The following is a 26646-nucleotide window of genomic DNA, read 5'->3' as shown; positions in this document are numbered from 1 at the left end:
CGGACCAGGGTTCGTTCTCATCGCGAGGGCCCGAGTGCCCCGGCGCGCGGTCTAGGCGGTGAGCGCCAGACGGCGCTTGCCGCGCAGCATGGCGCCCGCCGCGCCGAAGCCCACGATCATCAGGGCCCAGGTCGCCGGCTCCGGAACGGAGATCCCGGCTAGGTTGTCGAACTCGAACGATCTGCTGGTTGAAGCGAACGTCAGCGAATGAACCGTGTTCGGCGCGAACTGGTAGGTCACGAGAAAGCCAGTGCTCTGATCACCGTGGAACTCGCCGCCGCCCCAGATATCGGTTCCGTTGAGGACGATAGGGTTGAGGCCGCCGTTAATTGTCAGGGCTACTTGGTTATAGTCGTCGGGGGAGCCCATATAGAAACTGATCGCCGTCAAGGCGCCGTGGGTGTCGATCACCGTGAACGGATTGTTGCTGTCTTCCACGGACTCAAAACTCGTCGTGTCGCCGGGCGGCTCCGCGTCGCAGCAGCTGGCGCCGGGGGCGGGGATTATATTTCCACCCGAAACCAGGAAACCGGCCGCAGCCGGCGAGTCAAAGTCGTCGATCATCGTAAAGCCGGCGGGCATGAGTTCGGACGCGAAGCCCGCAAAAGGCGGGTTCGGCTGCAACTGCACAGAGCTGATCGTCACGGACTCGGTGTTGTCCGAATTATAGATGGTGGTGGACGCTAGCGCCGAGCTGGCGCTCAGAGCCATCGCCCCGAAAGCCGCGGCTGTAACAAGCTTGGTCTTCATCACAATCCCCCATTGGACAGCACTCTCCAAATGCGAGCGCCGACGTCAGACTAAGCATTAACCTTTATGGGAACGCTATGGGGAGTCGATTCGCCTGTTACGCGAATCTTATTTACGCCGTCAGGCCAACCTCGGCCGCCGCCGGCCAAAGCCGGGGCGCCTAGTGTCTGGAATCGTGCGGAAATTTGGAGCGGGCGAAGAGATTCGAACTCTCGACCCCAACCTTGGCAAGGTTGTGCTCTACCACTGAGCTACGCCCGCGCTCCTCGAGGCCGAAAGACGCCCCGAAAATTCGAGAGGCGGCTTATGGCAGACGCCCCACCCCTTTGCAATGGGGCATCGCAACGCGCTTCAGCGCCTGAATCTCGGTTCCTTCAGGCGGCGCTTGTTGACGTGGTCTTCGCGCGCGGGCGCGATCTCCTCCGGATACTCGCCCTTGAAGTAGTAGCGCTGCCAGGCCTCCTTGGTGGCCTCCGGATCCTGGCGGAAAATCCGCTGGTTGAACTCGGTGCGGTGCTTCTCCCAGACCCCGTACTGGTGGGCGAGCTCGGGGTTGGAATCGAGCTGTTTGATCACCGGCTGGATGTCGTGCAGGAACTTGTCCTGGATCAGCGTGATGAAGCAGAAGGGCTCGCCCTTCTCGAAGCGCACCTTGCCCGGACGGGTGAACAGCCAGTTCATCGTGAAGGGAAACGGCAGCCAGTCGGTCTCCACCACCCCCGACAGCGCCTGGATGCCGTCCTTGATGTGGTTAGGCGACCCCATAGCCATCATCGACCAGCCCGGCGGCGTCTTGAACATGTAGCCGGTGTGCATGGTCACCACGCCATGGCTGAAGTGGCTCTTGGCGAAGCGGCTGAAGTGCGGGTGCGGCGTGTCGGTGGAGAGCTTGATGTCGTCCTGGTGGATGCCGCCGTTCCATTCGGCGGTGAAGGCCATCGGGCAGAGGATTTCCCAGCCCGAGGTGTTGGCCATGTTCATCGGCAGGCAGCGGTAGGCGTGGCGGGCGTGGAAGGCGTCCATCCAGGCGCGCGGCTGGCGGCCCGGCACGATCTCCGGCGGCGTCACGCCCGGCTCGACCGTCGGATAACACTCCAGTTCCAGGGGCGGCATGGTTCGGTTCGACCTCGTCGGGGCAGGCTCGCCAAGACCTAAAGCAGCGGCCCGCCGCAAAGAAAAGCCCCGGCCGCACGTGGCGGCCGGGGCATGAGGTCTTCCGTCTAACCGTTCGTGGCCGAAGAGGCCTTAGGCGGCGATGGTGCCCGCCATGCGCCGGCGGCCGCGCAGAGCCGCGCCGGCCCCGCCGAAGCCGATGATCATCAGGGCCCAGGAGGCCGGTTCCGGCACGCCGCCGGCCAGCTTGTCGAACTCGAAGGCGTTCTGATTGCCCGAGGTGAAGTTCACCGTCTTCACCGCGTCGTTGAAGTGGTAGCTGACGGTGAAGCCTTGCGACTGGTCGCCGTTGCCGTCGGGGTTGCCGCCCCAGATCGCCTTGCCCTGCAGGGTCAGCGGCGTGGCGCCGTCGGCGAAGGTGAAGACGACGCGGTTATAGTCGTCGGGCGAGCCCATATAGAACTGGAAGTTGTAGATGCCGGTGTCGGCGGTCAGGGTCGCCGAACCGCCGTTGCCCAGCACGGTCTCGTAGAAGGCGCCGGGAACGAGGTTGTCGGCGGGCGGCGGGGCGCTGACGCCAGAGGCCAGGCCCAGGCCGCCGTCGCGGGTGAACGCCAGGCCCTCGGGGCCCTGGTCGAAGGAATAGCCGGGCGCGAGCGCAAGCCCGCCGCCGTCGGCGCTGTTGAAGTCGGTGATCAGCGGCTGGCTGATGTGCACGCCGGCCAGGGTGCTGATCGAATAGGTAGCCGCCGAAGCGCCGCTCGCCACGAGGGCGGTCGCAGCGGTCGCGGCCAGGGCCAGGAGGCGAAGCTTCATAGGTCCAGACTCTCGAATTGGGCCGGGCAGGGCGAAACCGTCCCGCCTTGATGCAAAACGGCGCAGGGGTTTGCCGCCGTGGCCCAAGCTGTGCAATCGAGGGGCCATGAAGAGCCGCGCCGACCTGATGGCCCTGCTGGCGAGCCTGGGCGCCGAAACCACCACCGTCGAGCACCCGGCGGTCTTCCGGGTCGGCGAGGGCGAAGAGATCAAGGCGGCGATCGCCGGCGCCCACACCAAGAACCTGTTCCTGAAGGACGCGAAGGGGCAGCTGTGGCTGATCTCGGCCGCCGACCGCACGGCCATCGACCTCAAGCGCCTGCATCATGTGATCGGCTCGGCCAGGCTGTCGTTCGGCTCGGCCGAGCTGATGGAAGAGACGCTGGGCGTCACTCCCGGCTCGGTCACCGCGTTTGCGCTGGTCAACGACCAGGCCGGCCACCGCGTGCGCTTCGTGCTGGACCAGGTGCTGGCGCAGGCCGGGCGGGTCAACTTCCATCCCCTGACCAACACCGCGACCACCGGCATCGGTCAGGCGGACTTCCGCAAGTTCCTCGCCGCGGTCGGCGTGACGCCGCTGGTGGTGGATTTCTCGGCTATGGCGGTCGTCGGTTAGCCGCCGGACGTTGAAGCCGTCGCGCGACGGGACCATCTTGGCGCGCAACACGTTGTTTGACTGCAGTTCGAGGACTTGGACGCCATGAGCCTGATCGGGGAAACCGCCGGACCGCCGGCCGGCGACATCATCAAGGACGCCACCGACGCCAGCTTCATGGCCGACGTGGTCGAGGCGTCGCGCGAGACGCCGGTGATCGTCGATTTCTGGGCGACCTGGTGCGGCCCCTGCCGGCAGCTCGGCCCCGCGCTGGAAAAGGCGGTCGCCGCGGCCAAGGGCAAGGTCAAGCTGGTCAAGGTCGATATCGACAAGAACCCGGCCTACGCCGGGCAGCTGCGCGTGCAGTCGATCCCCGCGGTCTTCGCCTTCATCGATGGCAAGCCGGTGGACGGCTTCATGGGCGCGCTCCCCGACAGCCAGGTGCGCGACTTCGTCGACAAGCTCGCCAAGGCCGGCGCGGGCGGGCCCTCGCCGATCGACGAGATGCTGCAGATGGCCAAGGAGTCGCTGGAGTTGGGCGACATGGGCGGCGCGGCCCAGGCCTACGCCCAGGTGCTGCAGGCCGATCCGCAGAACGCCAAGGCGCTGGGTGGGCTCGCCAAGGTCTACATGGCCTCCGGCGACGCCGAGCGGGCCGGGGAGGTTGTCGCCATGGCCGCGCCGGACGCCAAGGACGCCGACCTCGACAGTGTCCGCGCGGCCCTGGCGCTGGCCGCCGAGGCGCCCTCGGAGACCGCCGCGTTCGAAAAGCGCCTGGCCGCCGACCACGACGACCACGAGGCTCGCTTCGAGCTCGCCAAGGCGCTGGCCGGCAGCCACCGGCTGGCCGACGCCGCCGATCAGCTGCTGACCATCATCGAGAAGGACCGCGCCTGGAACGACGAGGCGGCCCGCAAACAGCTGCTCACCGTCTTCGAGGCCGCCGGCCAGATGTCGGAAATCTCCCGCAACGGCCGCCGTCGCCTCTCCGCCATCCTGTTCAGCTAAGGTCGCCACATGGCGCCCTACCGCCGCATCGCCGATCTGCCGCAGATGATCCCGGTGTTTCCGCTGGACGGCGCCCTGCTGCTGCCGGGCGGCGACCTGCCGCTGCAGATCTTCGAGCCGCGCTATCTCAACATGATCGACGATGTCATGGCCGGCGACCGGATCATCGGCATGATCCAGACCCGGCCCGGCGGCGACCGCGAGCGGCCGAAGCTCTCCGACGTCGGCTGCGCGGGCCGGGTCACCAGCTACGCCGAGACCTCGGACGGGCGCTACCTGATCACGCTGACCGGCGTCTGCCGCTTCGACGCCGGCGCTGAGCTGACGATCCTCACGCCCTACCGGCAACTCCGCGCCCGGTATGACCGGTTCGAGGCCGACCTCGCCGAGGACGAAGCCGCCCAGGCGCCGGCCGCGGCGCGCAGCCGCTTCGCCAAGGCGCTCAAGCGCTACCTCAACCGCCGCGAACTCGACATCGACTGGGAGACCGCCCAGTCCGCCCCGCTGGAGGCGCTGGTCAATTCGCTGGCCATGGGCTTGCCCTTCGAGCCGGCGGAGAAACAGGCCCTGCTGGAGGCCCCCGACCTCGCGGGCCGCTTCGAGACGCTCTCGACCCTGCTGGAGATCGACGGCGAGGACGGCGATGACGAAGGCCATTCCTTGCAGTAGCTCTTGGCCGTGCAGTAGGACTGCGCCCCATGAGTGAGCCCGTCGCGCCAGCCGCCCCCGACAGCCCCGATGTCGATCCGCGCCTGCTGGAAATCCTGGTCTGTCCGGTGACCCACGGGCCGCTGGAGTACGACCGCGCCAAGGCCGAGCTCGTCAGCCGCGGCGCGCGCCTGGCCTATCCGATCCGCGACGGCGTGCCGATCATGCTGCCGGAAGAGGCGCGAGAGCTGGGCGATGGCGAATAGGCCGCGCGACCGGGACCCGCGGGACCTGAAGGGCAAGGCCGGCTTCAGCATGGTGCATGTGGTCAGCGCCGTGGTGGTGCTGACCGCCGGCGCGGGCCTGATCACCTTCCAATTGATCAAGGACCGCCAGTCCTCCGTAGCGATCGCCAAGGCCTGGGAGGTCAAGGGCGCGCCCTGCCCGGCTTTAAGCGAGGCCGACTTCCAGGCCAAGCGCGAGACGGCGCCCAAGACCTTCGACTATGACGGGACCACCATCGGCCGCTACGCCGGCGACGCGAACTGCCAGGACGTCAAGTCCGGCGGCGGCAAGGGCTTTTCCACCGACAAGGTCTGCCAGTTCACCAGCCCCGCGACGCTCACCGTCAGGTCCAAGGCCGGCATGTATTATTTCGTGCCGGGCGTCGGCCAGCCGGCGAGCCTCTACATCCACCACGATGTGCCGCGCTGCATCATGGCCTCGAACTTCACCCTGCAGACCGAATAGGGCGGCGGCAGAGGCGCGGCTTCGATAGCCGTTCCCTCCCCCTCGCGGGAGGGGTCAGGAGCGGGGACGTCAGATGACCAGATAGGAGGGGCCTGGCGCTACAGCGCCTCGCCCCGCAGCAGCCGCGGCAAATCCCCCACCGCGCCGCCCGCCTCCTGCATGAAGAACCGCCGCGCCGGCCCGATCCGGTTCACCGCCGCCATGCCGGCGCCTCGCGCCAGGCGCAGGAGCGGATGGTCGTTGGAGAACAGGCGGACGAAGGCGTCGGCGGCCAGCGAGATGCTGACGGTGTCCAGCCGCCGCCAGGCCGCGTAGCGCTCCAGCACCACCTCCGAGCCGATGTCTTCGCCCAGCCGCAACGCCTCGACCAGGGTCTCCGCCAGCGCCGCGGCGCCCTTCAAGCCAAGGTTCAGCCCCTGGCCGGCGATCGGGTGGATGCCGTGGGCGGCGTCGCCCAGCAGGGCCGCGCGGGGCGCCGTGAAGCGCTCGGCGAGCTGCAGGCTGAGCGGATAGGTGAACACCGGTCCCTCGACGCGGACCTGCCCTAAGAAATCGCCGAACCGCCGGTCCAGGTGCGCCTGGAAGATCTCCGGCCGGGCGGATTTCAGGGCGGCGCCCCGCGCGCGGCTCTCGGTCCAGACCAGGCTCGCGCGGTTGTCGGTCAAGGGCAGGATGGCGAAGGGGCCGCCGGGGAGGAAATATTCGTGCGCCACGCCCTCGTGCGGCCGCTCGAGGCGCACGGTCGCCACCACGCCGGTCTGCGGATAGTCCCAGCCGACCGCGCCGATCCCCGCCTCGCTGCGGATCACCGAACCCCGGCCCTCCGCGCCCACCGCCACCGGCGCGCTCAAGGTCCGGCCGTCGGCCAGCGTCACCACCGCCTCGCGCGACCCGAACGCGGCGCGCGCCACCTTGGCCGGCGCCAGGACCGTGATGCCCGCGTCGATCACGCCCTTGGCCAAGGCGGCGCGGATATGGCGGTTCTCCAGCAGGTAGCCGAGCGGTTCGCCATCGGAGCTGTCGGCGATCTCACCTGAGTCGAAGCGCAGGAAGAACGGTCCGGTCCCGTGGCTCGCCGCGCCCGGCGTCTGGCCGTCGGTCACCAGGATCTGCTCGATCCGCTGGGCGTGCGGCTCCAGCGCCGCGCCGACGCCCAGCGCCTTCCACTGCCGAAAGGCGGCGTAGGCGATGGCCGAGGCGCGGCCGTCGAAGGTCGGCGCCACCTGGGCGTCGAAGACGATCGGGTCGATCAGAACCGGCTTGAGGCCGGCCTGGTGCAGGGCGAGCGCCAAGGTCGCCCCGGGGATGCCGGCCCCGGCGATGATGACGTCGATGTCTTTCGGGATGTCTTTCGGGACCTCGCCGGCCGCCATGCGTCTAGCCCTCCGCCGCCTCGTCCTCGCGGAAGCCCATGATGTGGAAGCCCGCGTCCACGTGCACCACCTCGCCGGTGGTCGAGAGGCCGAGGTCCGACAGCAGCCAGAGCGCCGCGCCGGCGACGCCCTCCATGGAGGTGTCCTCCTGCATGGCGCTGAGCGCGCGGCCCTTGGCCAGCATGCCGCGGCCGCCGGAGATGCCTGCCAGCGAGAGCGTCTTCATGGCCCCGGGCGACAGCGCGTTCACCCGGATGCCCTTGGGCCCCAGGTCGCGGGCCGCGTAGCGCACGGCGGCCTCCAGCGCGGCCTTGGCCACGCCCATGGTGTTGTAGTTCGGGATCGCCCGCTCCGAGCCCATGTAGGTCAGGGTCAGGATCGAGCCGCCGGTCTCCGGCATCATCGCCGCGGCGCGGCGGGCGCAGTCGACGAAGCTGAAGGCCGAGATTTCCATGGCCCGCAGGAAGCTCTCGCGGCTGGTGTTGTCGACGAAGGAGCCTTTCAGCTCGTCCTTGTTGGCGAAGGCGATGGCGTGGACGAAGAAGTCGATGGTCCCGAACGCCTTCTCGACCACCCCGAACGCCTGATCCATGGCCGCGTCGTCGGTCACGTCGACCGGGGCCAGAACCTTCACCCCGATGCTGTCGGCCAGCGGCTGCACGCGCCGCTCCATGCCCGGCAGGTGCAGGAAGGCCATCTCCGCGCCCTGGGCGGCCAGCTGGCTGGCGATGCCCCAGGCGATCGACTGGTGGTTGGCGACGCCGGTGACGATCCCGCGCTTGCCGCGCATGAGCTCGCCCTTGGGCATCTGGTAATCTTCGGCCACGTCAGCGTCTCCCTCGCCGTTTTCGCCATCCGGGAGAGGGTTGTGGCCGCCCGTCTCGCCTTAGGCAAGCCGCCATCCGGCCCTTCATTTTTGGCGCAGGCGCGCTCATACCGGTCGCCGGAGCCTGGATGATCGACGTTTCCCTCCTTGCGCCGCCCAGGCGGTGGCCAGTGCGGCTGCTGAGCGCGCTTCGCCGGCGGCTGAGGACCAGCGAGCTGTGGCTGATCCTGCTGTCGGTGGCGGTGGGGGCCGCGGCCGGCCTGCTGGCGGTCTTCCAGAGCCGCATCGCGCATGCCATGCAGAGCGCCCTCTACCATATCGGCCCGAACGACCACTTGAGCGCGGTCGCGGCCATTTCGCCCATGCGCGCGCTTTGGCTGGCGGTCGGGGGCCTGGCGCTCGGGCTCTTCACCTGGGCGGTGAGCCGGCGGCGTTCCACCCGCCTGGTGGACGTGGTCGAGGCCAACGCCCTGCACGGCGGCGTCTTAGGGCTCGCCGACAGCGTCATCGTCTGCATCCAGACCATCATCTCCAACGGCTTTGGCGCCTCGGTGGGGCTGGAGGCGGCCTACGCCCAGGCCGGCGGCGCGGCGGCCTCCTACGCCGGCGGGCGGCTGAAACTGCGCCGCCACGACATGCGCATTCTGGTGGGCGCGGGCGCGGGCGCCGCCATTGGCGCGGCGTTTGGGGCCCCGCTCACCGGCGCCTTCTACGCCTTCGAGATCGTCATCGGCTCCTATACGCCCTCCGCAATCGCCCCGGTGGCGGCGGCCTGCCTGACCAGCGTCATGGTCGCCAAGGGGGTCGGGGGCCTCCCCTATTCCATCGAGATCAAGGCGCAGCATTCGCCCGACGCCATCGGCTATGCGCTCTACTCGGGTCTCGGCCTGATCTGCGCCCTGGCGGGCGTGGCGATCATGCAGCTGGTGGCCGGCGCCGAGCGGCTGGTGCGCCGTTCGCCGATTTCGCAGGCGATGCGCCCGGCGGTCGGCGGGCTTTTACTGGGCGGCCTGGCGCTCGTCTCGCCGCAGACGCTCTCGGCCGGTCACGGGGCGCTGCACCTGGACCTGGCGGTCGGCATGCCGGTCGCCCTCCTGGCCGTCGTGCTGTTGCTGAAGACCAGCGCCTCGATCGTCTCGCTCGGCTTCGGCTTCCGGGGCGGCCTGTTCTTCGCCTCGCTGTTCCTGGGCTCGCTGCTGGGCCAGATCTATGCGGGCCTGTTGGACCTGACGCCGCTCACCGAGAAGCTGACGCCGGAGAACGCCGCCTTGGTCGGCATGGGCGCGCTGGCGGTCTCCATCGTCGGCGGGCCGCTGACCATGAGCTTCCTGGTGCTGGAAACCACCAGCGACTTCGGCGTCGCCGCGGCGACCTTGGCCGCCGCCCTGATCGCCTCGACCGTGGTGCGCGAGCGGTTCGGCTATTCCTTTTCCACCTGGCGGCTGCACCTGCGCGGCGAGACGATCCGCAGCGCCCGCGACATCGGCTGGATGCGCGCGCTGACCGCCGGGCGGATGATGCGGCCCGACCCGCAGACCGTGGCGGCGGCGACCCGGGTCGAAGCCTTCCGCCAGCGTTTCCCGCTGGGCTCCACCTCGCGGGTGATCCTGCTGGACGCCGACGCCCGCTATCAGGGAATCCTGGTCACCTCCGACGTCTTCGCCGAGGGCGTCGACCCGCAGGCCGAGGTGGCGACCCTGGCCATCAGCAAGGACCTGGCGCTATCGCCGGAGACCGATGTCGCGGCGGTGATGAAGATCTTCGAGGCCAGCGGCACGGACGAACTCGCCGTCATCGACGCCGAGCGCCACGTTCTGGGCCTGCTGGCCGAAGCCTATGTGGTGCGCCGCTACGCCGGCGAACTCGAACGCCAGCAGCTCGAATTCTACGGCGAAAGCCGGGAGTAAACCGGCGAAGCGGCAATTTCCGACTTCGACACGAAGGACACGAAGACCACAAAGATCACGAAGACGCTCGCCCTGCCGCGCCGCGGCTCGACCGGTCCCTTCGTGATCTTCGTGTCCTTGGTGGTCTTCGTGTCAAAGATCGAGCCTCCGCCACGCGAAGTCTCGAAAAATGGCTCAGACCCGCGCCATCACCAGGCAGCCGTTCGTGCCGCCGAAGCCGAAGCTGTTGGACATCACCGTTTCCAGCGGCCTGTCCGACCGCTCCAGCAGGATCGGCAGGTCGGCGAATTCGGGGTCGAGGTTTTCGATATTGGCGCTCTTGGCCGCGAAGCCGTTGTTGAGCATCAAGAGGCAATAGATCGCCTCCTGCGCGCCCGCCGCGCCCAGGCTGTGGCCGGTCAGCGACTTGGTCGACGAGATCAGCGGCGGCTTGCCGCCAAAGACGCCGCGCACCGCCTCCATCTCGCGAGAGTCACCCACCGGCGTCGAGGTGCCGTGCGGGTTCAGGTAATCGATGGTCCGCCCGCCGATCGTCGACATGGCGAGCTTCATGCAGCGCACCGCGCCCTCGCCGGACGGGGCCACCATGTCGTAGCCGTCGGAATTGGCCGCATAGCCGATGATCTCGCCATAGATCTTGGCCCCGCGGGCCTTGGCGCGTTCGTATTCTTCCAGCACCACGATCGCGCCGCCGCCGGCGATCACGAAGCCGTCGCGGTCCTTGTCGTAGGCGCGGCTGGCGACCGCCGGGGTGGCGTTGAAGTTGGAGCTCATGGCGCCCATCGCGTCGAACATGACGCTCAAGGTCCAGTCCAGCTCCTCGACGCCGCCGGCGAAGACCACGTCCTGCTTGCCCATCAGGATCTGCTCGTAGCCGACCCCGATGCAGTGGGCGGAGGTGGCGCAGGCCGAGCTGATCGAGAAGTTCAGGCCCTTGATCTTGAACCAGGTGGCCAGCACCGCGCTCGCGCCCGAGCTCATCGCCTTGGGGACGGCGAACGGGCCGACCCGCTTGGGGCCCTTGGTGCGGGTGATCTCGGCGGCCTCGACGATGGCGCGGGTGGAGGGGCCGCCGGAGCCGACGATCAGGCCGGTGCGCTCGTTGGAGACCTCGGCCTCGTCCAGGCCGGAATCGGCGATCGCCTGCTCCATGGCCAGATGCCCAAACGCGGTGCCCTGCGCCAGGAACCGCGCGGCGCGGCGGTCGACCATCGACTCCCAGTCGATCTGCGGCGGCGCGTGCACCTGGCAACGGAAGCCGAGCTCGGCGTATTCCGGCGCGGCCACCACACCCGAGCGGGCGTCGCGCAGGGAGGCCAGCACTTCATTGGCGTTATTGCCGATCGAGGAGACGACACCCATCCCGGTGACGACGACGCGACGCATGGTTTCCTTCCGAATACGCGGCCGTCTCAGGACCGCTGAAAGAGGCCGACGCGGAGATCGAGCGCCGTATAGATGGGGGTTCCGTCGGCTTCCAGAACCCCGTCGCCGATTCCCATCACCAGACGTCGGTTTATGACGCGCTTCATGTCGATCTTGTAGGTGACCTTTTTTATGGCCGTGGTCACCTCGCCGCCGAACCTGGCTTCACCGCAGCCGAGCGCCCGGCCGCGGCCCTTGCCGCCGATCCAGCCCAGGTAGAAGCCGACCAGTTGCCAGAGGGCGTCGAGGCCCAGACTGCCCGGCATGACCGGATCGCCGATGAAGTGGCAGTGGAAGAACCAGAGGTCGGGATTGATGTCGAACTCGGCTTCGATGTAGCCCTTGCCGTGGGCGCCGCCGTCGTCGTTGATCTGGGTGATGCGGTCGAACAGCAGCATCGGCGGTGACGGCAGCTGGGCGTTGCCCAGGCCGTACATCTCGCCACGCGCGCAGGTCATCAGCTCATCGAAGCTGAACTGGTGCTGGGCCTTGGGGTCGCTCATCTGCGGTTCCGATTCTTCTTGAGGTTGGCCCTAGCAGAGCCGCTCCCGCCGCTCAATGGCGACCGCCGGCCCGCGTTCAAGACCCGCCCTGGCGGCATTGCGGGCCGTCCGTGGTTCCCCAGAGCGCGCCTTCGCGCACCCAGCCGGAAGCGTGGTCCGCCTTGACCTTGCACCAGCCCTTGTCGCAGCGGTCCAACGTGGCCAGCGCCTTGGGGTTCAAATAGGCCGCCGCCTTGAAGCCTTCCTTGGGCCGTTTCAACAGCTCGACCGGTCGAGTGGACATGTTGATCGTGGTGCGTCGTCCGTCGGTCACCCGCTTGTGCACCCAGGCGAGCGCGCCCTCCGGATCGCAGACCCGGCGCCACTCGCTGGTCTCGGCGATCACCTGCAGCGGCAGGCCGCGCACGCGGTAGACGAACAACAGCTTGTGGTCGTCGCCGGGCCCGGCCCGGGCATTCACCTTGTCGAACTTCAGCGAGACATAGCGTGGCACCGGCATGCCTGACGGCGTCTGGCGCTCGGCGGCCTTATCCGGCGCCTTGGGCCCCGCTTCGGCCTGCGCCGCCAGCATCACGACGACCGTCAGACCCAGCGCCGCGTTTTTTAGCAAACCACGCTCCACCCCTGCCAATTGCCGCGCCTCGCTTGGCCGTACCTGACGCCTTTGCTAGAGGTTCTAGCAACACGGAAGCGCCGGTGAAGCGGCGTTTGGAAACGCGCCCTCTTCACGGCCCCCAATCTCAAGTCACACATGGCCGCCCGCAAGCCGAAAGTCATCGTCACCCGCAAACTCCCCGATCCGGTGGAGACGAGGATGCGCGAGCTGTTCGACACCGAGCTCAACCATACCGACGAGCCGATGAGCCGCGCCCAACTGGCCGACGCCGTCTCCCGCGCCGACGTGCTCGCGCCCACCATCACCGACAAGATCGACGAGGCCCTGCTGGAAAAGGCCGGGCCGAAGCTGAAGCTGATCGCCAGCTTCGGAGTTGGCGTCGACCACATCGACGTCCCCGCCGCGAACGCCCGCGGGATCACCGTCACCAACACGCCGGGCGTGCTGACCGAGGACACCGCCGACCTGACCATGGCGCTGATCATGGCGGTGGCGCGCCGCATCGTCGAAGGCGCCAACGTCGCCGAGGCCGGCGATTTCCACGGCTGGACGCCCACCTGGATGATGGGCCACCGGATCACCGGCAAGCGGCTGGGGATCATCGGCATGGGCCGGATCGGCCAGGCGGTCGCCCGCCGCGCCCGCGCCTTTGGCCTGCAGATCCACTATCACAACCGAAAGCCGGTCTCCTCGCGCATCGCCGACGAGCTCGAGGCCACCTACTGGGAAAGCCTCGACCAGATGCTGGCCCGGATGGACATCGTCTCGGTCCATTCGCCGCACACCCCGGCCACCTATCACCTGCTGTCGGCCAGGCGCCTGAAGCTGCTGCAGCCGCACGCGCTGCTGATCAACACCGCCCGCGGCGAGATCATCGACGAGACGGCGCTGGCCGACCTGTTGCGCTCTGGGGCCATCGCGGGCGCCGGCCTCGACGTCTTTGAGTTCGAGCCGAAGATCAATCCCAAGCTGCTCGGTCTGAACAACGCTGTCCTGCTGCCTCACCTCGGCTCGGCCACCATCGAGGGCCGCATCGACATGGGCGAAAAGGTGATCATCAACATCCGCACCTGGATGGACGGCCACAAACCGCCGGACCGCGTCATCCCGTCGATGATGTGAGCGCCTAGCGACCGATAGCGGCGGCGGCCGGAGCCAGCCCGTTGACGCCTGAGGCTGTCACGGACACAACAATCGCATTGGTTGCAGCATTGGGGGCGAGGGTGCGACTGACACGCCGGATTCTGCTGGCTGCCGGCGCGTGCGCGCCGTTGACGGCCCCGGTCTTGGCCTACGCCGAGAGCACCGAGGCGGCGACGCCTAGCGTCGACGAGCTGTTGGGCGAACCCGACGTGCTGGATGTGGACTTGTCGCCGAACGGGCGGCAGCTGGCGATCCTGCGCCAGGACATCAAGGACAAGACCCGCACCGCCTACGTGACCCTGGCCAAGGTCGACGATCTGAGCGCCACGCCGGCGGTGGTCTCGCTGGGCGACCGTCAGGTCGACGGCGTCAAATGGGCCAACGATGAGCGTCTGCTGGCTTGGCTGACTTTCTGGAAGGATGAGAAGGGCCGCCCGAACGGCTATTGGATAGGCGACTATTTCGTCCACCTGCCGGTGAAGCGGGTTCTGTCGATCGGGGTCGACGGCAAGAACGCCATCGTCCTGTTCGGCCAGAACAAGGCGATCACCAACGCCGATTTCGACACCTCGCTCGTCGTCGACTACCTGACTGATGAGCCGGGCCATATCCTGATGCAGGTCTGGGACGCGCGGCACAACGCCTTCGCCCTGCACAAGGTGGATGTCTACACCGGTGCTTCGACCCTGGTCGAAGTGGGCGTGCCCGCGACCGACTTCTGGCTCACCCAGCGGGGCGTGCCTGTGCTGCGGATGGATTCCAATAGCCGTGGCACGGTTGGCTCGGTCTACGGCCGCGCGCCCGGCGCGACGGAATGGAAGCTGATCCGCCAGTCCCGCCTCAACGAGATGAAGAAGCTGCCGGACTTCGACATTGTCGCCATGACGGCCAAGGCCGGTGTCTTCCTGGTCTCCACCCGCGCCGACGGCCTCGACGCCAAGGCGATCCGCGCCTTCGACATCGCCAGCATGCAGTTTGGCGAAACCCTGGGCGAGCAGCCGGGCCACGACATGGATGGCGCCTTCGTGGATCAGGACAACAAGCTCGTGGCCACCGCCTTCTATGGCGATCGGCTGGAATACAAATTCACCGAGCCGGCGCTGGCGGCCCACTTCAAAGGCGTGAACACCTACTTCCGCAACGAGTGCAATGTCCAGATCGTCAACATCGACACCGGCCACAACCGCTTCGTCTTCAAGGCGAGCGGCCCGCGCGACCCGGGCTCGTACCACCTCTACCACCGCGAGGCGGCGCGGCTGGAGCAGGTGGCGGCTCGCTATCCTTCGCTGACCTCCGATCGCCTCGCTCCGATGTCGGCGATCAAGATAAAGACCCGCGACGGCGGCGAAATCGGCGCGTACCTGACGCGCCCCAGGGGTGTCGAGCCGAGCACGATGACCCCTCTTGTGGTCTATCCGCATGGCGGCCCGGAAGTGCGCGACCAGTTGGATTTCGATCCCCACATCCAGGCCATGGCCGCGCGCGGCTGGTCGGTGCTGCAGCCTAACTTCCGCGGCTCAGGCGGCTACGGCAAGGCCTTCGCCGACGCAGGCCGCCGCCACTGGGGGGACCGGATGCAGGAAGACGTCGAGGATGCCGTGGCGCAACTCATCGCGTCGGGACGGGCCGATCCGAAACGCATCGCGATCTGCGGCGGGAGCTATGGCGGCTATGCGGCCTTGATGGGCGCGGTGCGTCAGCCCGGCCTCTACAAGGCGGTCGTCGCCATCGCCGGCGACTGCGATCTCGTCGAGACCCTGGCCTTCGCCAAGCGCGAGGAAGGCGACGACTCGCCGGCCTATGCCTATTGGTTGGCCTCGATCGGCGACCCCAAGAGCGACCAGGCCATGCTGGCCGCGGCCTCTCCGGCAAAACGCGCCCGAGAAATCGCCGCGCCGGTCCTGCTGATCCACGGTACGCGCGACATCATTGTCGACCCCCAACAATCCAAGATCATGGCGAAGGCCCTGAAGGACGCGGGCAAGCCCTTCCAATACCTCGAACTCAAGGGCGAAGGTCACCGCAACTGGGCGAAGGAGACCTGGAAGACGGTGATCGAAACCTCAAACGACTTCATCGGCCAGCACATCTAGCCGCCGCCACACACCGGACACTCCGGATCGGCCCCGACCTTCACGGTCCGCGTCTCCGCCGCCAGCGCGTCGTAGATCAAGAGCCGCCCGGCCAGCGGCTCCCCCGCGCCGACGAGCAGCTTGACGGCCTCGACCGCCATCATCGAGCCCACCACGCCGGCCAGCGCGCCGACCACGCCGACCGCCACGCAGGTCTCGGCGTCGGGCGGTATCTCGGGCACCAGGCAGCGGTAGCAGGGCTTGGACCCGAACACGCCGACCTGGCCCGTCCAGCGGCCGATGGCGCCGGAGACGAGTGGCTTGCCGTGCCGCACGCAGGCGGCGTTGACCTCATAGCGGACGGCGAAGTCGTCGGTGCCGTCGAGGACGAGGTCGACGCCCTCGCACAGTTCGTCAGCGGTCGAAGCGTCGAAGGTGCCGCTATAGCCGGCCACGAAGATGTGCGGATTGAGCGCCGCCAGCCGGTCGGCGCCCGCCTCGGCCTTGGGCCGGCCGAGGTCGTCCTCGGTGTAGAGCACCTGGCGCTGCAGGTTGGAGAGCTCGACGCTGTCCGGGTCGACGAGGATCAGGGTTCCGACGCCGGCCGCCGCCAGGTAGAGCGCGGCGGGCGAGCCCAGGCCGCCGGCGCCGACGATCAGCGCGCTGGCGGCTTTGAGCTTCTGCTGCCCCGGACCGCCGACCTCGCGCAGCACCAGATGGCGGGCGTAGCGCTCGATTTCCGTGTCGTTGAACAGCATGGCCGGCATCTTGGCCTTAAGCGGCCTCGTCGCAAGGGGGCGGCTGTTCGTCGCTCTGGATCGCAGGGGGCTGGATCGCGACGGCCTGGCTGGGTTAGGCCATAGGCAGCCGAGATGCCGTCGGGGTAAAGCCGTGCCGAAGATGATCTGGGCGTTCGCCGCCCTTAGCCTGTTCGCCATCCCGGTTCAGGCCGCGCCCGCGAACCGCGCCGATCCGGCCCCGGTGATCGCCGCGGAGCGGGCCTTCGCCGCCCGCGCCGGCGTCGTCGGCGTCGCGCCGAGCTTCCTGGAATACATGACCGACGACGCCATCGTCTTCTCGCCCGACCCCCTGCTGGCCAAGGCGGTCTACAGCGTGCGTCCGCCGCCGAAACTGCCGAAGGACGGTGGGACACTGCTCAACTGGTGGCCGGTCTTCGCCGGCGTTTCGCGCTCCGGCGACCTCGCCTTCACCACGGGACCGGCGACCGTCAACGGCGGCAAGCCCGGGATCTTCTATTTCACCGTCTGGAGCCGCCAGAAGGACGGCGGCTGGAAATGGGTCTTCGACGGCGGCGTCGATGCCGATGGCGCTTCAGCGCCCGGTCCAGAGGTCACGCCGCTCGCCCTGCCGCCGGGGGACGCCAAGCCGCTAGCGCCCGACGTCGCCATGAACCAGGTGCGCGCCGCGGAGATCGCGCTCGCCGCGCAAGCCAAGACCGGGACGGCCGCCGCCTACAGGACCGTGCTGGCCAAGGACGCCCGCGTTCAGGGCTCGCCCGCCGCGCCGGCCGCGAGCCCAGACGCCGTGGACCGGGAACTCGCCACCCGCGCCAGGACCATCGCCTTTGGCCCGCTCGGCGGCAGCGCGTCCAAAGCCGGCGACCTCGCCTGGACCTACGGCGACGCGCGCTGGGAGGGCGGCCGCGGCCACTATGTGCGCATCTGGCAGCGCCGGGCCGGCAAATGGGCGCTGGTCTTCGATCAGATCGTCGCGGTGGAGAAACCGGGCTAGCCCCGCTCGCGCCGGGCTTCCCAGATCGCCTTTTCCAGCGCCTTGGCGAACTCGCCCCGTTCGCGCGGCGAGAGCGCCTGGGCGACCGACACCTCCTTGCCGGAGAGCGCCAGGCGCAGGCCGACCGTGCGGTCCTCCTCGCGCACCACCGCGACGCGGGTGAAGGCGGTCGGGCTTTCCCAGACGGTGCGCGTCCAGTTGGGCGCCTCGTGGGTCACCACGACCTCGCGCGCGGTGATGGTCACCCGCTCGATGCGGCGCGCGGCCCGGTAGCTGACGATGAAGGCCACCAGGATCGCGGCGACGTCGATGCCGAGGAAGAACGGCACATAGATCGCGCCCATGTGCACGAACACCGCCGCCGAGCAGCAGTTGGCGAGCGTCACCACGGTGATCAGGATGATGAACCCGCGCTCGGACAGCGAGCGGTGCGGGGTGATCACCGCGTCCATGTAGGTCTGGCCGAGCATGCGGGCTGAACCATAGGCCCAGAAAGCGCTTCGATGAAACCGCCTTGGCGGAAGGGGCCTCGACCGCCATCTTGCGCACCGCATGGCCAAGCCTCCCGTCCGCAAGAAACCCAGCCCCCGCAAGAAGCGCCTCGCGCCCGCCGAACAGGCGCGGATCGCCGAGATCTTCCGACGCTTCGAGGATCAGGAGAGCGACCCGCGCACCGAGCTCGACTACGCCAGCCCCTATGAGCTGGTGACCGCCGTCGCGCTCTCCGCCCAGGCGACCGACGTCTCGGTGAACAAGGCGACGGCGAAGCTCTTCAAGGTCGCCGACACACCGCAGAAGATGCTGGCGCTGGGCGAGGCCGGGCTGAAGCCGTTCATCTCGTCCATCGGCCTCTACAACATGAAGGCCAAGAACGTCATCGCCGCCGCCCGCATCCTGGTGGAGCAGTACGGCGGCGAGGTGCCGCTGGACCGCGAGAAGCTGCAGGCCCTGCCCGGCGTCGGGCGCAAGACCGCCTCGGTGGTGCTGAACGAACTGCGCATCGAGCCCGCCATCGCCGTCGACACCCACGTCTTCCGGGTTTCCCATCGCCTGGGCCTGGCGAGCGGCAAGACCCCGGACCAGGTCGAGGCCGAACTGATGGCCATCGTCCCCGACCCCTTGAAGACCCGCGCCCACCACTGGCTGATCCTGCACGGGCGCTATGTCTGCGTCGCGCGACGGCCGAAGTGCGAAGAGTGCGTGGTGGCGGACCTTTGCCCCAGCCGCCATCTGTTCATCGGGCGCTAGCGAAGACGCTGGTATTTCGCTAAGCCCCCTTCGCCCAACTGGGCCTCACCGTCGCCGCCTGAAAGCCCAGCAATGCCAGACCTCTACGACGTCGCCGCGATCGGCAACGCCATCGTCGACGTGATCGCCCCGGCCGACGACGCCTTCCTGATCGCCAACGGCCTCGACAAGGGCGCGATGATGCTGGTCGACGCCGAGCGCTCGGCGGCGCTCTACGGCAAGATGGCCAAGGGCGTGGAAGCCTCCGGCGGCTCGGCCGGCAACACCATCGCAGGCGTCGCCTCCTTCGGCGGCAAGGCGGCCTATCTGGGCAAGGTGGCCGAGGACCGGCTGGGCGCGACCTTCACCAAGGAGATGCGCGCCATCGGCGCCCATTTTGAGCCGATCCCGCTGGTCGGCGGCCCGGCGACGGCGGTCTCGATGATCAACGTCACGCCGGACGGCCAGCGCACCATGTGCACCTTCCTCGGCGCCTCGGTGGAATTCACCGACGCCGATGTGACGCCCGCCGTCATCGAGGGCGCCAGAATCGTCTACCTGGAAGGCTACCTGTTCGACGCCGAACCGGCGCGGAAGGCCTTCGCCAAGGCCGCGGCCCTGGCGCGCGGCTCTGGCCGGATGCTGGCGATCACGCTGTCGGACGGCTTCGTGGTCGACCGCCACCGCGCGGGCCTCTTGGCCTTCATCGAAAGCCAGGTCGACCTGGTGTTCGCCAACGAGGTGGAGATCTGCTCGCTGTTCGAGACCGACAGCTTCGAAGCCGCCATGGGCGAGATCACCCTGCGCGCCAAGCTGGCGGCGGTGACCCGCGGCGAGCAGGGCTCGGTCATCGCCACCAACGCCGAGACCTATGCCGTCCCGGCCTATCCGGTGGAGAAAGTCGTGGACACCACCGGCGCCGGCGACCAATACGCAGCCGGGTTCATGTTCGGCCTCGCCCGCGGCCGGCCGCTGCCGGATTGCGCGCGGCTGGGATCGCTGGCGGCGTCGGAGGTGATCTCGCACTATGGGCCGCGCCCGCAGGTGTCGCTGCAGGCCCTGGCCGGGGAAAAGGGACTTTAGATGAGCCGCAAGGCGGAGGTTGTCCGCAACACCAAGGAGACCCAGATCCGGATCGTGCTCGATCTGGACGGGACGGGTGAATCCAAGGTCTCCACCGGCATCGGCTTCTACGACCACATGCTGGAGAGCTTCATCCGCCACGGCGGGTTCGACGCGACGATCGAGACCAAGGGCGACCTGCACATCGACATGCACCACACGGTGGAGGACACCGGCATCGTGCTCGGCCAGGCGTTCAACCAGGCGCTGGACGGCTTCAAGGGCGTGCGCCGCTTCGGCCACGCCTATATCCCGATGGACGAGACCCTGACGCGCTGCGCCATCGATCTCTCCAACCGGCCCTACCTGATCCACAACGTGGCCTACAAGACGCCGAAGGTCGGCGACATGGACACCGAGCTCTTCAAGGAGTTCCACCACGCCTTCGCCATGAACTGCGGCGCCTGCGTGCACCTGGAGACGCTCTACGGGGTGAACTCGCACCACATCGCCGAGAGCGGATTCAAGGCCCTGGCGCGGGCGCTGCGCCACGCGGTCGAGCTCGACCCCAAGACGGGCGGCCATGCCCCGTCCACCAAGGGCGTGCTCTAGGGTTTTCCCATGCAGAGCGTCGCCCTGATCAATTACGGGTCGGGCAACCTTCGCTCGGCCGAAAAGGCCCTGATCCGCGCCGCGGACGGGAAGAGCGAGATCGTGGTCACCGACGACCCCGACGTCATCGCCAACGCCGACCGCATCGTGCTGCCGGGCGTCGGCGCCTTTGCCGCCTGCATGGCCGCCTTCGAGGCCCGGCCCGGCGTGTCGGAGGCGCTGACCGAGGCGGTGCTGGGCAAGGGCGCGCCGTTCCTGGGCATCTGCGTCGGCATGCAGCTGCTCGCCTCGCGCGGCCTGGAGTTCGGCGAGACGCCGGGGCTCGACTGGATCGCCGGCGATGTGCGCAAGCTGAGCGACGGCGGCGACCCGGCCATCAAAATCCCGCACATGGGCTGGAACAGCCTCACCGACGTGGCCGACCATCCGGTGTTCGGGGGCCTGAGAAACGGGCAGCCGATCTATTTCACCCACTCCTTCGCCTTTTTCCCCAAGGACGAAGGCGACGTGGCGGCCTATGTGGAGCACGGCGAGCGGTTCCCCGCGGCCGTGGCGCGGGGCAATGTGGCCGGCGTACAGTTCCACCCGGAGAAATCGCAGGCCGTGGGCCTCGACCTCCTCGCGCGCTTCCTGGAGTGGCGACCTTGATCCTCTATCCCGCCATCGATCTGAAGGACGGCCAGTGCGTGAGGGTGGTCCACGGGGACCTCTCCACCGCGACGGTGTTCAACACCTCGCCTGGCGCCCAGGCCCGCGCCTGGGCCGACGGCGGCTTCCACTGGATCCATGTGGTCGACCTGAACGGCGCGGTCGCCGGCGCGGCGGTGAACCAGGCCGCCGTCGAGGAGATCCTCAACGCCGTCTCGGTGCCGGTGCAGCTGGGCGGCGGCATCCGGACCCTGGCCGACATCGAAGGCTGGATCGAGGCCGGCGTTTCGCGGGTGATCCTGGGCACGGTGGCCGTGCGCGACCCGAAGATCGTACTGGAGGCCGCCAAGGCCTGGCCCGAGCAGATCGCGGTCAGCGTCGACGTGCGCAAGGGCAAGGTCGCCGTGCAGGGCTGGACCGAGGACAGCGACCTGGAGGCGATCACCGTGGCCAAGCGGTTCGAGGACGCCGGCGTCAGCGCGCTGATCATCACCGACATCGACCGCGACGGCACGACCATGGGCTTCAACGTCGAGGCCTTCGGGGCCATCGCCGACGCGGTGGCGATCCCGGTGATCGCCGCGGGCGGCCTCGCCACCGTCGACGACATCGTGCGGCTGAAGGCCCGCAAGGGGACCAAGATCGCCGGCGCCGTGCTGGGCCGCGCCCTCTACAATGGCGACATCGTGCCCGGCGCGGCCCTGAAGGCCGCCGCCTGATGTTGAGGGTGCGCGTCATCCCGTGCCTGGACGTCAAGGACGGCCGGGTGGTGAAGGGCGTGCAGTTCGTCAGCCTGCGCGATGCGGGCGATCCCGTGGAGCAGGCCCGCGCCTACGACGCCGCCGGCGCCGATGAGCTGATGTTCCTCGACATCACCGCCAGCCACGAGAACCGCGGCACCATCCTCGACGTCGTGGCCCGCACGGCCGACGTCTGTTTCATGCCGCTGTCGGTGGGCGGCGGCATCCGCAAGGTCGAGGACGCGCGCCGCCTGCTGCTGGCCGGGGCCGACAAGATCTCGATCAACACCGCCGCCGTCGAGAACCGCGACCTGATCGCCGCCTGCGCCGACGCCTTGGGCAGCCAGGCGACCGTGGTGGCCATCGACGCCAAGCGGGCGCCGGATGGCCAGTGGCGGGTGTTCACCTACGGCGGGCGCACCGACACCGGCCTGAACGTGGTCGACTACGCCGTCGACGCCGTGCAGCGCGGCGCGGGCGAGATCCTGCTGACCTCCATGGACCGCGACGGCGCCAAGACGGGCTATGACCTGGAGCTGTTGAAGGCGGTCAGCTCGGCAGTCTCCGTGCCGGTGATCGCGTCCGGCGGCGCCGGCAAGGCGCAGCACATGGTCGACGCCGTCACCCAGGGCGGCGCGGACGCGGTGCTGGCGGCCTCGATCTTTCACTTCGGCGAGGTGTCGATTGGCGAGGTCAAGCGCGCCTTGGCCGACGCCCGCATTCCGGTCCGCCTGACGGAGGCCGCATGAGCCGTTTTGCCGAGGTCCTGGAGCGCCTGGTTTCGACCATCGAAAGCCGTAGGGGTGGAGACCGGTCGACGTCCTATACTGCCAAGCTGCTGACAGACCCTTCGCTTGCGGCCAAGAAGCTCGGCGAGGAGGCGGTCGAGGCGGTGATCGCCGCGACGCAGGGCGACAAGGATGCGCTGGCCGCCGAGAGCGCCGACCTGATCTACCACTGGCTGGTGGTGCTGGCCGCGGCCGGGGTGTCGCTGGACGAGGTGGCAGCCAAGCTCGCGGCCCGCGAGGGGACCTCGGGCCTGGCCGAGAAGGCCTCGCGGAAGCCCTAACTCCGCGCCTTGCGCTTCAGCGCCACATAGAGCGCGCCTTCGCCGCCATGGTGACGGGCGGCGTCGGAGATGCCGGCGACGATGTGGGCGAGATGCGGAGCGGCGAGCCATTCGGGCGCCCGGCGCTTCAGGATTCCGTCGCCCTGCACGCCCTTGCCGGTGATCACCAGCACCGCGCGCCAGCCTTCGTGGAAGGCGTTGGCGAGGAAGCCTTCCAGCACCGCGCGGGCGCGGACCTGATCCATCCCGTGCAGGTCGAGGCGGGCGCCGATGTCCTCGCGCTCGCGGGCGATGCGGTGGCGGCGGTTGGGCTCGATGGCGTCGAGCTGTTCCCGCAGCCTGGCCTTGAGTTCAGAGGGCTTGGGCGGGGCGATGCGCGCGGCGGTTTCGTGCTTGGCGGCTTCCTGGCTGGCGGTTGGCGTGCCGCGCCCGGGCAGCGGGTGGACGGTCGAGGAGACCATGCCCCAGATGTGCCGCTCCTCGGGTTTCAGGGGCCGCTTCATGGCGCGGCGTCCTTGGGCACCAGGCGGTAGAGTTTGAGCGTATGGCGCACCCGCCCGGCCTCGGCGCCCGCGGCCTGGCCCTGGCCCATGAACAGGTCGGCGCGCACGTCGCCCTTGATCGCGCCGCCGGTGTCGAGCGCCAGCGCCAGGCGCCGATAGGCCGGGAAGGCGCCGGCCAGGATCGGCGACGAGGCGTCGACCCAGTAGAGCTCGCCCATCTGGTGGAAGCCCGGATCGATGGCCAGCGACCGGCCGCCGGGCAGGGGAACGTTGGCCGAGCCGACCGGGGGCTTGCCGTCGTCGAGGCCGAGGCTGAAGAAGGCGTATCGCGGATTGAGCCGCATGATGGCGTCGGCGTCCGGGCCGCGATGGGCGGCGAGCCAGGCGCGGATCGCCTCGGCGGAAATCCCGTCGGCGGGCAGCAGCCCCTTGTCGCGCATGGGATTGGCGACGCCGACGAAGGGGCGGCCGTTGTTGCCGGCGTAGAGCGCCTTCATGCGGCGGCCGTCATCGAAGGTCAGCACGCCCGAGCCCTGGATCTGCAGGAAGAACAGGTCCTCCGGCCGCATCCAGGCGAGCGGCTTGCCGGCCGGCAGCGCCTCGATCGCCGTGCGGTCGAGATAGGGCGTCTGGCTGGTGTCGCCCAGATCGGCGGGCCTGGCGCGCACCGGGGCGGTGAACTCGTCGTCGGCCTTATGGCGGGCGGGATATTCCGGGGCGAAGTAGGCGGTCAGCACGCCCTCGCCATGGGTCTGCTCGGCGCGGAAGTGGGCTTCGAAGAAGCGCTTCGACTGGTCGCGGTCGAGCGGGCCGATGGCGCGGGCGTCGCGGCAGATCTGCGCCAGCGCCGGATCGCGCGCCGCGCCGCACGCATCGCGGAAGGCGGCGAGCGCCGCGGCATGGTCCTCGCCCTCCCAGCCGCGAAGCCCGGTGAGCGGCAGGACGCGGTCGGTGGGAACCTCGGGTTCGGCGGAGCGAGGCGTGGGCGGTGGACGATAGGCCGGCGGACGAGACGCCGTCCGCTGTTCGGTACGGGGTTCACGGACCGGGGCTGGGCCCAGTGGCGGTGTCGAGGCGCAGGCGGTGACGATGAGCGCGGCGAGGCTCGCGCCAAGAACGCCCCCTCGCATCCGGCCTCTAAGCCTCCGCGGCGTCGACGTGGATCAGCAGCCAGTTCGGATCGCGGCTCTTGAGGTGGCGCTCGAAGGTCCAGAGCTCGGCGGTGCGCCGGTCCTCGACGCCCTCGCCTTCCGGGCCCTTGGTGCGGCTGCGGAACTCGGCCAGGAAGCGCACGGTCACGCGGGCGAGATCGGAGCCCACCACCTCGGCCTTTTCCAGGTCGGCGCGGGGCGGATGGTTGAATTCCACGGTCTCGGTGCGGTTTTCGGCCTCGCGGGCGGCGATGGCGGTGTCGAACCCGGCCATCACCGGCGGGGCGAGCAGGCTGCGCAGCTGGGTGCGGTCGCCGGCGGCGAAGGCCTTGACGATCATCTCGTAGGCGCCCTTCGCGCCGCCGAGGAAGCGGCTGACGTCGAAGCTGGGGTCGGTGGCCTTGACGGCGGCGAGCCCGCTCAGCGCGACGCCTTCGGCGGCTTCCGCCTGCTGACCGGTCTCGCTGGCGCGTTCGATCGGCGTGGCGGTGGCCGGCACGGCCGGGCTGTCTTCCGGCTGGCGGCCCACGCGTCGGCCCAGCACCGCATAGAGCTGGTAGAGGACGATGGCGGCGAGGCCTGCGAGGATGATCAGCTCAAGCACGGGCAACGATGGGCCTTCCAAGGTTCGGCGGACGCGCCGCGGCGGCCAATATAGGCGCAATCCCCATATAGACCGAAGCAACGCCCGCGTCAGGGGCGGCGTTGCATCGAGGGGGGCGCCATGTTAGCCCGCCGCCCGACAAGACGCGTACCCTTCGCAGTCTCACCACGGATTCAAGCCGAACTATGACCGATACCGACGCTGGCGCCGGCGCGCCCGAGACCACCGCTCCGCAAGAAGGCGGCGGCATTCGCATCCTCGCCCAGTTCATCCGCGACCTCTCTTTCGAGAACCCGCATGCGCCGGAATCCCTGCGTGGCGGCGCGGCCCAGCCGCAGATCGACCTGGGCGTCGAGATGAACGCCCGCAGCCGCGAGGACGGCTTTTTCGAAGTCGACCTGAAGCTGTCGGCCAAGGCCAACCGCGAGGAGGGCGCGATCTTCGTGGTCGAGCTGCTCTACGGCGGCGTCTTCCAGATCGCCGGCGTCGCGGCCGAGGACCTGGAGCCGGTGCTCCTGATCGAGTGCCCGCGCTATCTGTTCCCCTTCGCGCGCAAGATCATCGCCGACGTGACCTCGGACGGCGGCTACCCGCCCTTCATGCTCGATCCCATCGACTTCGCCGGCGTCTACACCGCGCGCAAGGCGCAGGAAGCCGAGCAGATCGGGCACGCCTAGGAGGCGGCGTTCCCCACCCTCCTCCCCTTGTGGGAGGAGGTGGCCTGCGAAGCAGGTCGGAGGTGGGGTCGCGCCAGCCTCTCCGACGCCGCGCAGCGGCAACGCCGATTTGGAACCACGGAAAGACACGGAAAGAGCACGGAAGGCGGGCCGATCCCCTTTCCGTATCTTTCCGTGTTTTTCTTTTCTTCCGCTTCGCGGAATCGCGCGGATGGCGGAGTGTGACCCCACCTCCGTCAGCCTTCGGCCGACACCTCCTCCCACAAGGGGAGGAGGCTGCCTAGAGCCCGGCGCCTAGACCGCGAATTTCTCCCAGAGCGCCTCGCTCTTGACCACGTCGCGGATGAAGGCGGCGTGGATCGCGCGTTCTTCCTCGGTCGAGCGCGGCGCGAGCGGTCTCGGGCGCGCGCCATATTCGTTGCGGGTCGCGGCGTGGACGGCGGCGGCCCTGGCGACCGAGCTGGTCAGCTCCAGCCGGCGCTCGCGGCCGCCCTTCAGTTCCAGATAGACCGCGGCCAACAGCTTGGCGTCGACGAGCGCGCCGTGCTTCTCGCGCTCGCTGAGCGAGATCTTGAAGCGCTTGCAGAGCGCATCGAGCGAATTGTGCATCCCCGGAAACCGCACGCGGGCCAGGCCGAGCGTATCGATCCAGCGGTCCTCGTGCAGCGGATGGCGGTTCACCACGCCCAGCTCGTGATTGATGAAGTTTCGGTCGAAGGCGGCGTTGTGGGCGATCAGCGGCGCGTCGCCGACGAACTCCAGGAAGGCGTCGACCACCTGCGGATGTTCGAACTTCGGCTTCCCTTTCAGGAAGGCGCCCGACAGCCCGTGCACCCGCTCGGCGTCCGGCGGCATGTCGCGGCAGGGGTCGATGTAGGTGTGGAAGCTGCGCCCGGTCGGGATGAAGTCGTCGATCTCCAGGCAGGCGATTTCCACCAGGCGGTGGCCTTGCGTGGGCTCGAAGCCGGTGGTTTCCGTGTCGAGAACGATCTCGCGCGCCATGACCCTTCATGTGCCCGTTCGGGCGCAGGTTTCAACCGCGCGGAGCGTCGCGGC

At 68.8% G+C, this 26646-nt stretch carries 30 protein-coding genes, 1 tRNA gene and 1 pseudogene; 17 read left to right on the top strand and 15 right to left on the bottom strand.

What is annotated here, in order from left to right; genetic code table 11:
- Positions 1-51: 51 nt before the first annotated feature.
- The 4 genes and pseudogenes from VKQ35_RS22025 to VKQ35_RS04735 all read right to left on the bottom strand — a co-directional run.
- Positions 52-153, bottom strand: a pseudogene (locus VKQ35_RS22025) (PEPxxWA-CTERM sorting domain-containing protein); the annotation flags it as partial.
- 783 nt (positions 154-936) lie between these two features.
- A tRNA-Gly gene (locus VKQ35_RS04745) sits at positions 937-1011 on the bottom strand.
- A 90-nt stretch (positions 1012-1101) separates the two neighbouring features.
- Positions 1102-1854, bottom strand: coding sequence for a DUF6065 family protein (locus VKQ35_RS04740; RefSeq protein ID WP_324359106.1), 753 nt, complete (start codon positions 1852-1854; stop codon positions 1102-1104).
- Between the two features lie 141 nt (positions 1855-1995).
- A complete protein-coding gene (locus tag VKQ35_RS04735; protein WP_324359050.1) occupies positions 1996-2679 on the bottom strand; it encodes a PEPxxWA-CTERM sorting domain-containing protein in 684 nt (227 codons plus the stop codon).
- Positions 2680-2785: 106 nt separating this feature from the next.
- Between VKQ35_RS04735 and VKQ35_RS04730 the strand changes: the two genes are divergently transcribed.
- The 5 genes from VKQ35_RS04730 to VKQ35_RS04710 all read left to right on the top strand — a co-directional run bounded on the left by VKQ35_RS04730 (position 2786) and on the right by VKQ35_RS04710 (position 5680).
- Positions 2786-3295 carry a prolyl-tRNA synthetase associated domain-containing protein gene (locus tag VKQ35_RS04730; protein ID WP_324359048.1) on the top strand — a complete coding sequence of 170 codons (510 nt, stop codon included), beginning with the start codon at positions 2786-2788 and terminating at the stop codon, positions 3293-3295.
- A gap of 84 nt (positions 3296-3379) precedes the next feature.
- A complete protein-coding gene (locus VKQ35_RS04725; protein WP_324359046.1) occupies positions 3380-4282 on the top strand; it encodes a co-chaperone YbbN in 903 nt (300 codons plus the stop codon).
- 9 nt (positions 4283-4291) lie between these two features.
- Positions 4292-4951 carry an LON peptidase substrate-binding domain-containing protein gene (locus tag VKQ35_RS04720; protein WP_324359044.1) on the top strand — a complete coding sequence of 220 codons (660 nt, stop codon included), beginning with the start codon at positions 4292-4294 and terminating at the stop codon, positions 4949-4951.
- Positions 4952-4980: 29 nt separating this feature from the next.
- Entirely contained in the window at positions 4981-5196 is a 216-nt protein-coding gene (locus VKQ35_RS04715) for a Trm112 family protein (RefSeq protein WP_324359042.1), read from the top strand.
- The gene (locus VKQ35_RS04710; RefSeq protein WP_324359040.1) at positions 5186-5680 is read left to right on the top strand and encodes a hypothetical protein; all 495 of its coding nucleotides are present in this window, start codon (positions 5186-5188) and stop codon (positions 5678-5680) included. Before VKQ35_RS04715 ends, VKQ35_RS04710 begins: the two co-directional genes overlap by 11 nt.
- A 98-nt stretch (positions 5681-5778) precedes the next feature.
- Here VKQ35_RS04710 and VKQ35_RS04705 read toward each other — a convergent pair whose 3' ends face one another.
- A complete protein-coding gene (locus tag VKQ35_RS04705) occupies positions 5779-7053 on the bottom strand; it encodes a UbiH/UbiF/VisC/COQ6 family ubiquinone biosynthesis hydroxylase (RefSeq protein WP_324359038.1) in 1275 nt (424 codons plus the stop codon).
- A gap of 4 nt (positions 7054-7057) precedes the next feature.
- Positions 7058-7879 (bottom strand): enoyl-ACP reductase, encoded by an 822-nt coding sequence (locus tag VKQ35_RS04700; RefSeq protein ID WP_324359036.1) that lies wholly within the window; start codon positions 7877-7879, stop codon positions 7058-7060.
- Between the two features lie 128 nt (positions 7880-8007).
- Here VKQ35_RS04700 and VKQ35_RS04695 point away from each other — a divergent pair, with 128 nt between their 5' ends.
- Positions 8008-9786, top strand: coding sequence for a chloride channel protein (locus VKQ35_RS04695; RefSeq protein ID WP_324359034.1), 1779 nt, complete (start codon positions 8008-8010; stop codon positions 9784-9786).
- 174 nt (positions 9787-9960) lie between these two features.
- On the opposite strand, the gene fabB is transcribed toward VKQ35_RS04695, so the two are convergent.
- The 3 genes from fabB to VKQ35_RS04680 all read right to left on the bottom strand — a co-directional run bounded on the left by fabB (position 9961) and on the right by VKQ35_RS04680 (position 12324).
- The gene (fabB, locus tag VKQ35_RS04690) at positions 9961-11172 is read right to left on the bottom strand and encodes a beta-ketoacyl-ACP synthase I (RefSeq protein WP_324359032.1); all 1212 of its coding nucleotides are present in this window, start codon (positions 11170-11172) and stop codon (positions 9961-9963) included.
- Between the two features lie 26 nt (positions 11173-11198).
- Positions 11199-11714 (bottom strand): 3-hydroxyacyl-[acyl-carrier-protein] dehydratase FabA, encoded by a 516-nt coding sequence (gene fabA / locus VKQ35_RS04685; protein ID WP_324359030.1) that lies wholly within the window; start codon positions 11712-11714, stop codon positions 11199-11201.
- 76 nt (positions 11715-11790) lie between these two features.
- Positions 11791-12324, bottom strand: coding sequence for an SH3 domain-containing protein (locus VKQ35_RS04680; RefSeq protein ID WP_324359027.1), 534 nt, complete (start codon positions 12322-12324; stop codon positions 11791-11793).
- 141 nt (positions 12325-12465) lie between these two features.
- On the opposite strand from VKQ35_RS04680, the gene VKQ35_RS04675 reads away from it, so the two are divergent.
- Positions 12466-13452, top strand: coding sequence for a D-glycerate dehydrogenase (locus VKQ35_RS04675; RefSeq protein WP_324359025.1), 987 nt, complete (start codon positions 12466-12468; stop codon positions 13450-13452).
- Positions 13453-13601: 149 nt separating this feature from the next.
- Positions 13602-15566: a S9 family peptidase gene (locus VKQ35_RS04670; protein ID WP_324359023.1), complete on the top strand. Its 1965-nt coding sequence runs from the start codon at positions 13602-13604 to the stop codon at positions 15564-15566.
- On the opposite strand, the gene VKQ35_RS04665 is transcribed toward VKQ35_RS04670, so the two are convergent.
- Positions 15563-16303 carry a molybdopterin-synthase adenylyltransferase MoeB gene (locus tag VKQ35_RS04665; RefSeq protein WP_324359104.1) on the bottom strand — a complete coding sequence of 247 codons (741 nt, stop codon included), beginning with the start codon at positions 16301-16303 and terminating at the stop codon, positions 15563-15565. The genes VKQ35_RS04670 and VKQ35_RS04665 overlap by 4 nt on opposite strands.
- 133 nt (positions 16304-16436) lie before the next feature.
- On the opposite strand from VKQ35_RS04665, the gene VKQ35_RS04660 reads away from it, so the two are divergent.
- Positions 16437-17297, top strand: coding sequence for a DUF4440 domain-containing protein (locus tag VKQ35_RS04660; RefSeq protein ID WP_324359021.1), 861 nt, complete (start codon positions 16437-16439; stop codon positions 17295-17297).
- On the opposite strand, the gene VKQ35_RS04655 is transcribed toward VKQ35_RS04660, so the two are convergent.
- Positions 17294-17767 (bottom strand): DUF2244 domain-containing protein, encoded by a 474-nt coding sequence (locus tag VKQ35_RS04655; protein ID WP_324359019.1) that lies wholly within the window; start codon positions 17765-17767, stop codon positions 17294-17296. The two genes, VKQ35_RS04660 and VKQ35_RS04655, sit on opposite strands and share 4 nt — an antisense overlap.
- 82 nt (positions 17768-17849) lie before the next feature.
- On the opposite strand from VKQ35_RS04655, the gene nth reads away from it, so the two are divergent.
- The 7 genes from nth (at position 17850) to VKQ35_RS04620 (ending at position 22655) form a co-directional block, all read left to right on the top strand.
- Complete coding sequence (gene nth, locus VKQ35_RS04650) at positions 17850-18545, top strand: endonuclease III (RefSeq protein ID WP_324359017.1); 696 nt, start codon at positions 17850-17852, stop codon at positions 18543-18545.
- 72 nt (positions 18546-18617) lie between these two features.
- Positions 18618-19607: an adenosine kinase gene (locus VKQ35_RS04645; RefSeq protein WP_324359016.1), complete on the top strand. Its 990-nt coding sequence runs from the start codon at positions 18618-18620 to the stop codon at positions 19605-19607.
- Complete coding sequence (gene hisB, locus VKQ35_RS04640; protein ID WP_324359014.1) at positions 19608-20198, top strand: imidazoleglycerol-phosphate dehydratase HisB; 591 nt, start codon at positions 19608-19610, stop codon at positions 20196-20198.
- Between the two features lie 9 nt (positions 20199-20207).
- Positions 20208-20846, top strand: coding sequence for an imidazole glycerol phosphate synthase subunit HisH (gene hisH, locus VKQ35_RS04635; RefSeq protein ID WP_324359012.1), 639 nt, complete (start codon positions 20208-20210; stop codon positions 20844-20846).
- Positions 20843-21565: a 1-(5-phosphoribosyl)-5-[(5-phosphoribosylamino)methylideneamino]imidazole-4-carboxamide isomerase gene (gene hisA / locus VKQ35_RS04630; protein ID WP_324359010.1), complete on the top strand. Its 723-nt coding sequence runs from the start codon at positions 20843-20845 to the stop codon at positions 21563-21565. Before hisH ends, hisA begins: the two co-directional genes overlap by 4 nt.
- Entirely contained in the window at positions 21565-22335 is a 771-nt protein-coding gene (hisF, locus tag VKQ35_RS04625) for an imidazole glycerol phosphate synthase subunit HisF (protein WP_324359008.1), read from the top strand. Before hisA ends, hisF begins: the two co-directional genes overlap by 1 nt.
- Positions 22332-22655 (top strand): phosphoribosyl-ATP diphosphatase, encoded by a 324-nt coding sequence (locus tag VKQ35_RS04620; protein ID WP_324359006.1) that lies wholly within the window; start codon positions 22332-22334, stop codon positions 22653-22655. Before hisF ends, VKQ35_RS04620 begins: the two co-directional genes overlap by 4 nt.
- Here VKQ35_RS04620 and VKQ35_RS04615 read toward each other — a convergent pair.
- From VKQ35_RS04615 to timA, 3 genes are read right to left on the bottom strand one after another with little or no spacing between them, the layout of a single operon-like run.
- Positions 22652-23158 carry a Smr/MutS family protein gene (locus VKQ35_RS04615; RefSeq protein WP_324359004.1) on the bottom strand — a complete coding sequence of 169 codons (507 nt, stop codon included), beginning with the start codon at positions 23156-23158 and terminating at the stop codon, positions 22652-22654. The two genes, VKQ35_RS04620 and VKQ35_RS04615, sit on opposite strands and share 4 nt — an antisense overlap.
- A complete protein-coding gene (locus VKQ35_RS04610) occupies positions 23155-24288 on the bottom strand; it encodes an MltA domain-containing protein (RefSeq protein WP_324359002.1) in 1134 nt (377 codons plus the stop codon). The genes VKQ35_RS04615 and VKQ35_RS04610 overlap by 4 nt, the downstream gene beginning before the upstream one ends.
- 7 nt (positions 24289-24295) lie before the next feature.
- A complete protein-coding gene (gene timA / locus VKQ35_RS04605; protein ID WP_324359102.1) occupies positions 24296-24913 on the bottom strand; it encodes a TIM44-related membrane protein TimA in 618 nt (205 codons plus the stop codon).
- A gap of 185 nt (positions 24914-25098) precedes the next feature.
- Here timA and secB point away from each other — a divergent pair, with 185 nt between their 5' ends.
- Complete coding sequence (gene secB / locus VKQ35_RS04600; protein WP_324359000.1) at positions 25099-25590, top strand: protein-export chaperone SecB; 492 nt, start codon at positions 25099-25101, stop codon at positions 25588-25590.
- Between the two features lie 294 nt (positions 25591-25884).
- On the opposite strand, the gene dnaQ is transcribed toward secB, so the two are convergent.
- Positions 25885-26592 carry a DNA polymerase III subunit epsilon gene (dnaQ, locus tag VKQ35_RS04595; protein ID WP_324358998.1) on the bottom strand — a complete coding sequence of 236 codons (708 nt, stop codon included), beginning with the start codon at positions 26590-26592 and terminating at the stop codon, positions 25885-25887.
- Positions 26593-26646 lie beyond the last annotated feature (54 nt).

The sequence above is a fragment of the Phenylobacterium sp. genome (assembly GCF_035309685.1).
In the GTDB taxonomy this organism is placed as follows: Bacteria; Pseudomonadota; Alphaproteobacteria; order Caulobacterales; family Caulobacteraceae; genus Phenylobacterium.
The sequence above is the reverse complement of the archived record's forward strand: the minus strand, read 5'-3'. Positions and strand labels throughout refer to the sequence as shown.

Excerpts from the sequence above, each read along its gene's own strand:
- VKQ35_RS04735 (WP_324359050.1), bottom strand. The coding sequence starts at position 2,679 with ATGAAGCTTCGCCTCCTGGCCCTGGCCGCGACCGCTGCGACCGCCCTC.
- VKQ35_RS04730 (WP_324359048.1), top strand. The coding sequence starts at position 2,786 with ATGAAGAGCCGCGCCGACCTGATGGCCCTGCTGGCGAGCCTGGGCGCC.
- VKQ35_RS04725 (WP_324359046.1), top strand. The coding sequence starts at position 3,380 with ATGAGCCTGATCGGGGAAACCGCCGGACCGCCGGCCGGCGACATCATC.
- VKQ35_RS04720 (WP_324359044.1), top strand. The coding sequence starts at position 4,292 with ATGGCGCCCTACCGCCGCATCGCCGATCTGCCGCAGATGATCCCGGTG.
- VKQ35_RS04715 (WP_324359042.1), top strand. The coding sequence starts at position 4,981 with ATGAGTGAGCCCGTCGCGCCAGCCGCCCCCGACAGCCCCGATGTCGAT.
- VKQ35_RS04710 (WP_324359040.1), top strand. The coding sequence starts at position 5,186 with ATGGCGAATAGGCCGCGCGACCGGGACCCGCGGGACCTGAAGGGCAAG.
- VKQ35_RS04705 (WP_324359038.1), bottom strand. The coding sequence starts at position 7,053 with ATGGCGGCCGGCGAGGTCCCGAAAGACATCCCGAAAGACATCGACGTC.
- VKQ35_RS04695 (WP_324359034.1), top strand. The coding sequence starts at position 8,008 with ATGATCGACGTTTCCCTCCTTGCGCCGCCCAGGCGGTGGCCAGTGCGG.
- fabB (WP_324359032.1), bottom strand. The coding sequence starts at position 11,172 with ATGCGTCGCGTCGTCGTCACCGGGATGGGTGTCGTCTCCTCGATCGGC.
- fabA (WP_324359030.1), bottom strand. The coding sequence starts at position 11,714 with ATGAGCGACCCCAAGGCCCAGCACCAGTTCAGCTTCGATGAGCTGATG.
- VKQ35_RS04675 (WP_324359025.1), top strand. The coding sequence starts at position 12,466 with ATGGCCGCCCGCAAGCCGAAAGTCATCGTCACCCGCAAACTCCCCGAT.
- VKQ35_RS04665 (WP_324359104.1), bottom strand. The coding sequence starts at position 16,303 with ATGCTGTTCAACGACACGGAAATCGAGCGCTACGCCCGCCATCTGGTG.
- VKQ35_RS04655 (WP_324359019.1), bottom strand. The coding sequence starts at position 17,767 with ATGCTCGGCCAGACCTACATGGACGCGGTGATCACCCCGCACCGCTCG.
- nth (WP_324359017.1), top strand. The coding sequence starts at position 17,850 with ATGGCCAAGCCTCCCGTCCGCAAGAAACCCAGCCCCCGCAAGAAGCGC.
- VKQ35_RS04645 (WP_324359016.1), top strand. The coding sequence starts at position 18,618 with ATGCCAGACCTCTACGACGTCGCCGCGATCGGCAACGCCATCGTCGAC.
- hisB (WP_324359014.1), top strand. The coding sequence starts at position 19,608 with ATGAGCCGCAAGGCGGAGGTTGTCCGCAACACCAAGGAGACCCAGATC.
- hisH (WP_324359012.1), top strand. The coding sequence starts at position 20,208 with ATGCAGAGCGTCGCCCTGATCAATTACGGGTCGGGCAACCTTCGCTCG.
- hisF (WP_324359008.1), top strand. The coding sequence starts at position 21,565 with ATGTTGAGGGTGCGCGTCATCCCGTGCCTGGACGTCAAGGACGGCCGG.
- VKQ35_RS04620 (WP_324359006.1), top strand. The coding sequence starts at position 22,332 with ATGAGCCGTTTTGCCGAGGTCCTGGAGCGCCTGGTTTCGACCATCGAA.
- VKQ35_RS04615 (WP_324359004.1), bottom strand. The coding sequence starts at position 23,158 with ATGAAGCGGCCCCTGAAACCCGAGGAGCGGCACATCTGGGGCATGGTC.
- VKQ35_RS04610 (WP_324359002.1), bottom strand. The coding sequence starts at position 24,288 with ATGCGAGGGGGCGTTCTTGGCGCGAGCCTCGCCGCGCTCATCGTCACC.
- secB (WP_324359000.1), top strand. The coding sequence starts at position 25,099 with ATGACCGATACCGACGCTGGCGCCGGCGCGCCCGAGACCACCGCTCCG.
- dnaQ (WP_324358998.1), bottom strand. The coding sequence starts at position 26,592 with ATGGCGCGCGAGATCGTTCTCGACACGGAAACCACCGGCTTCGAGCCC.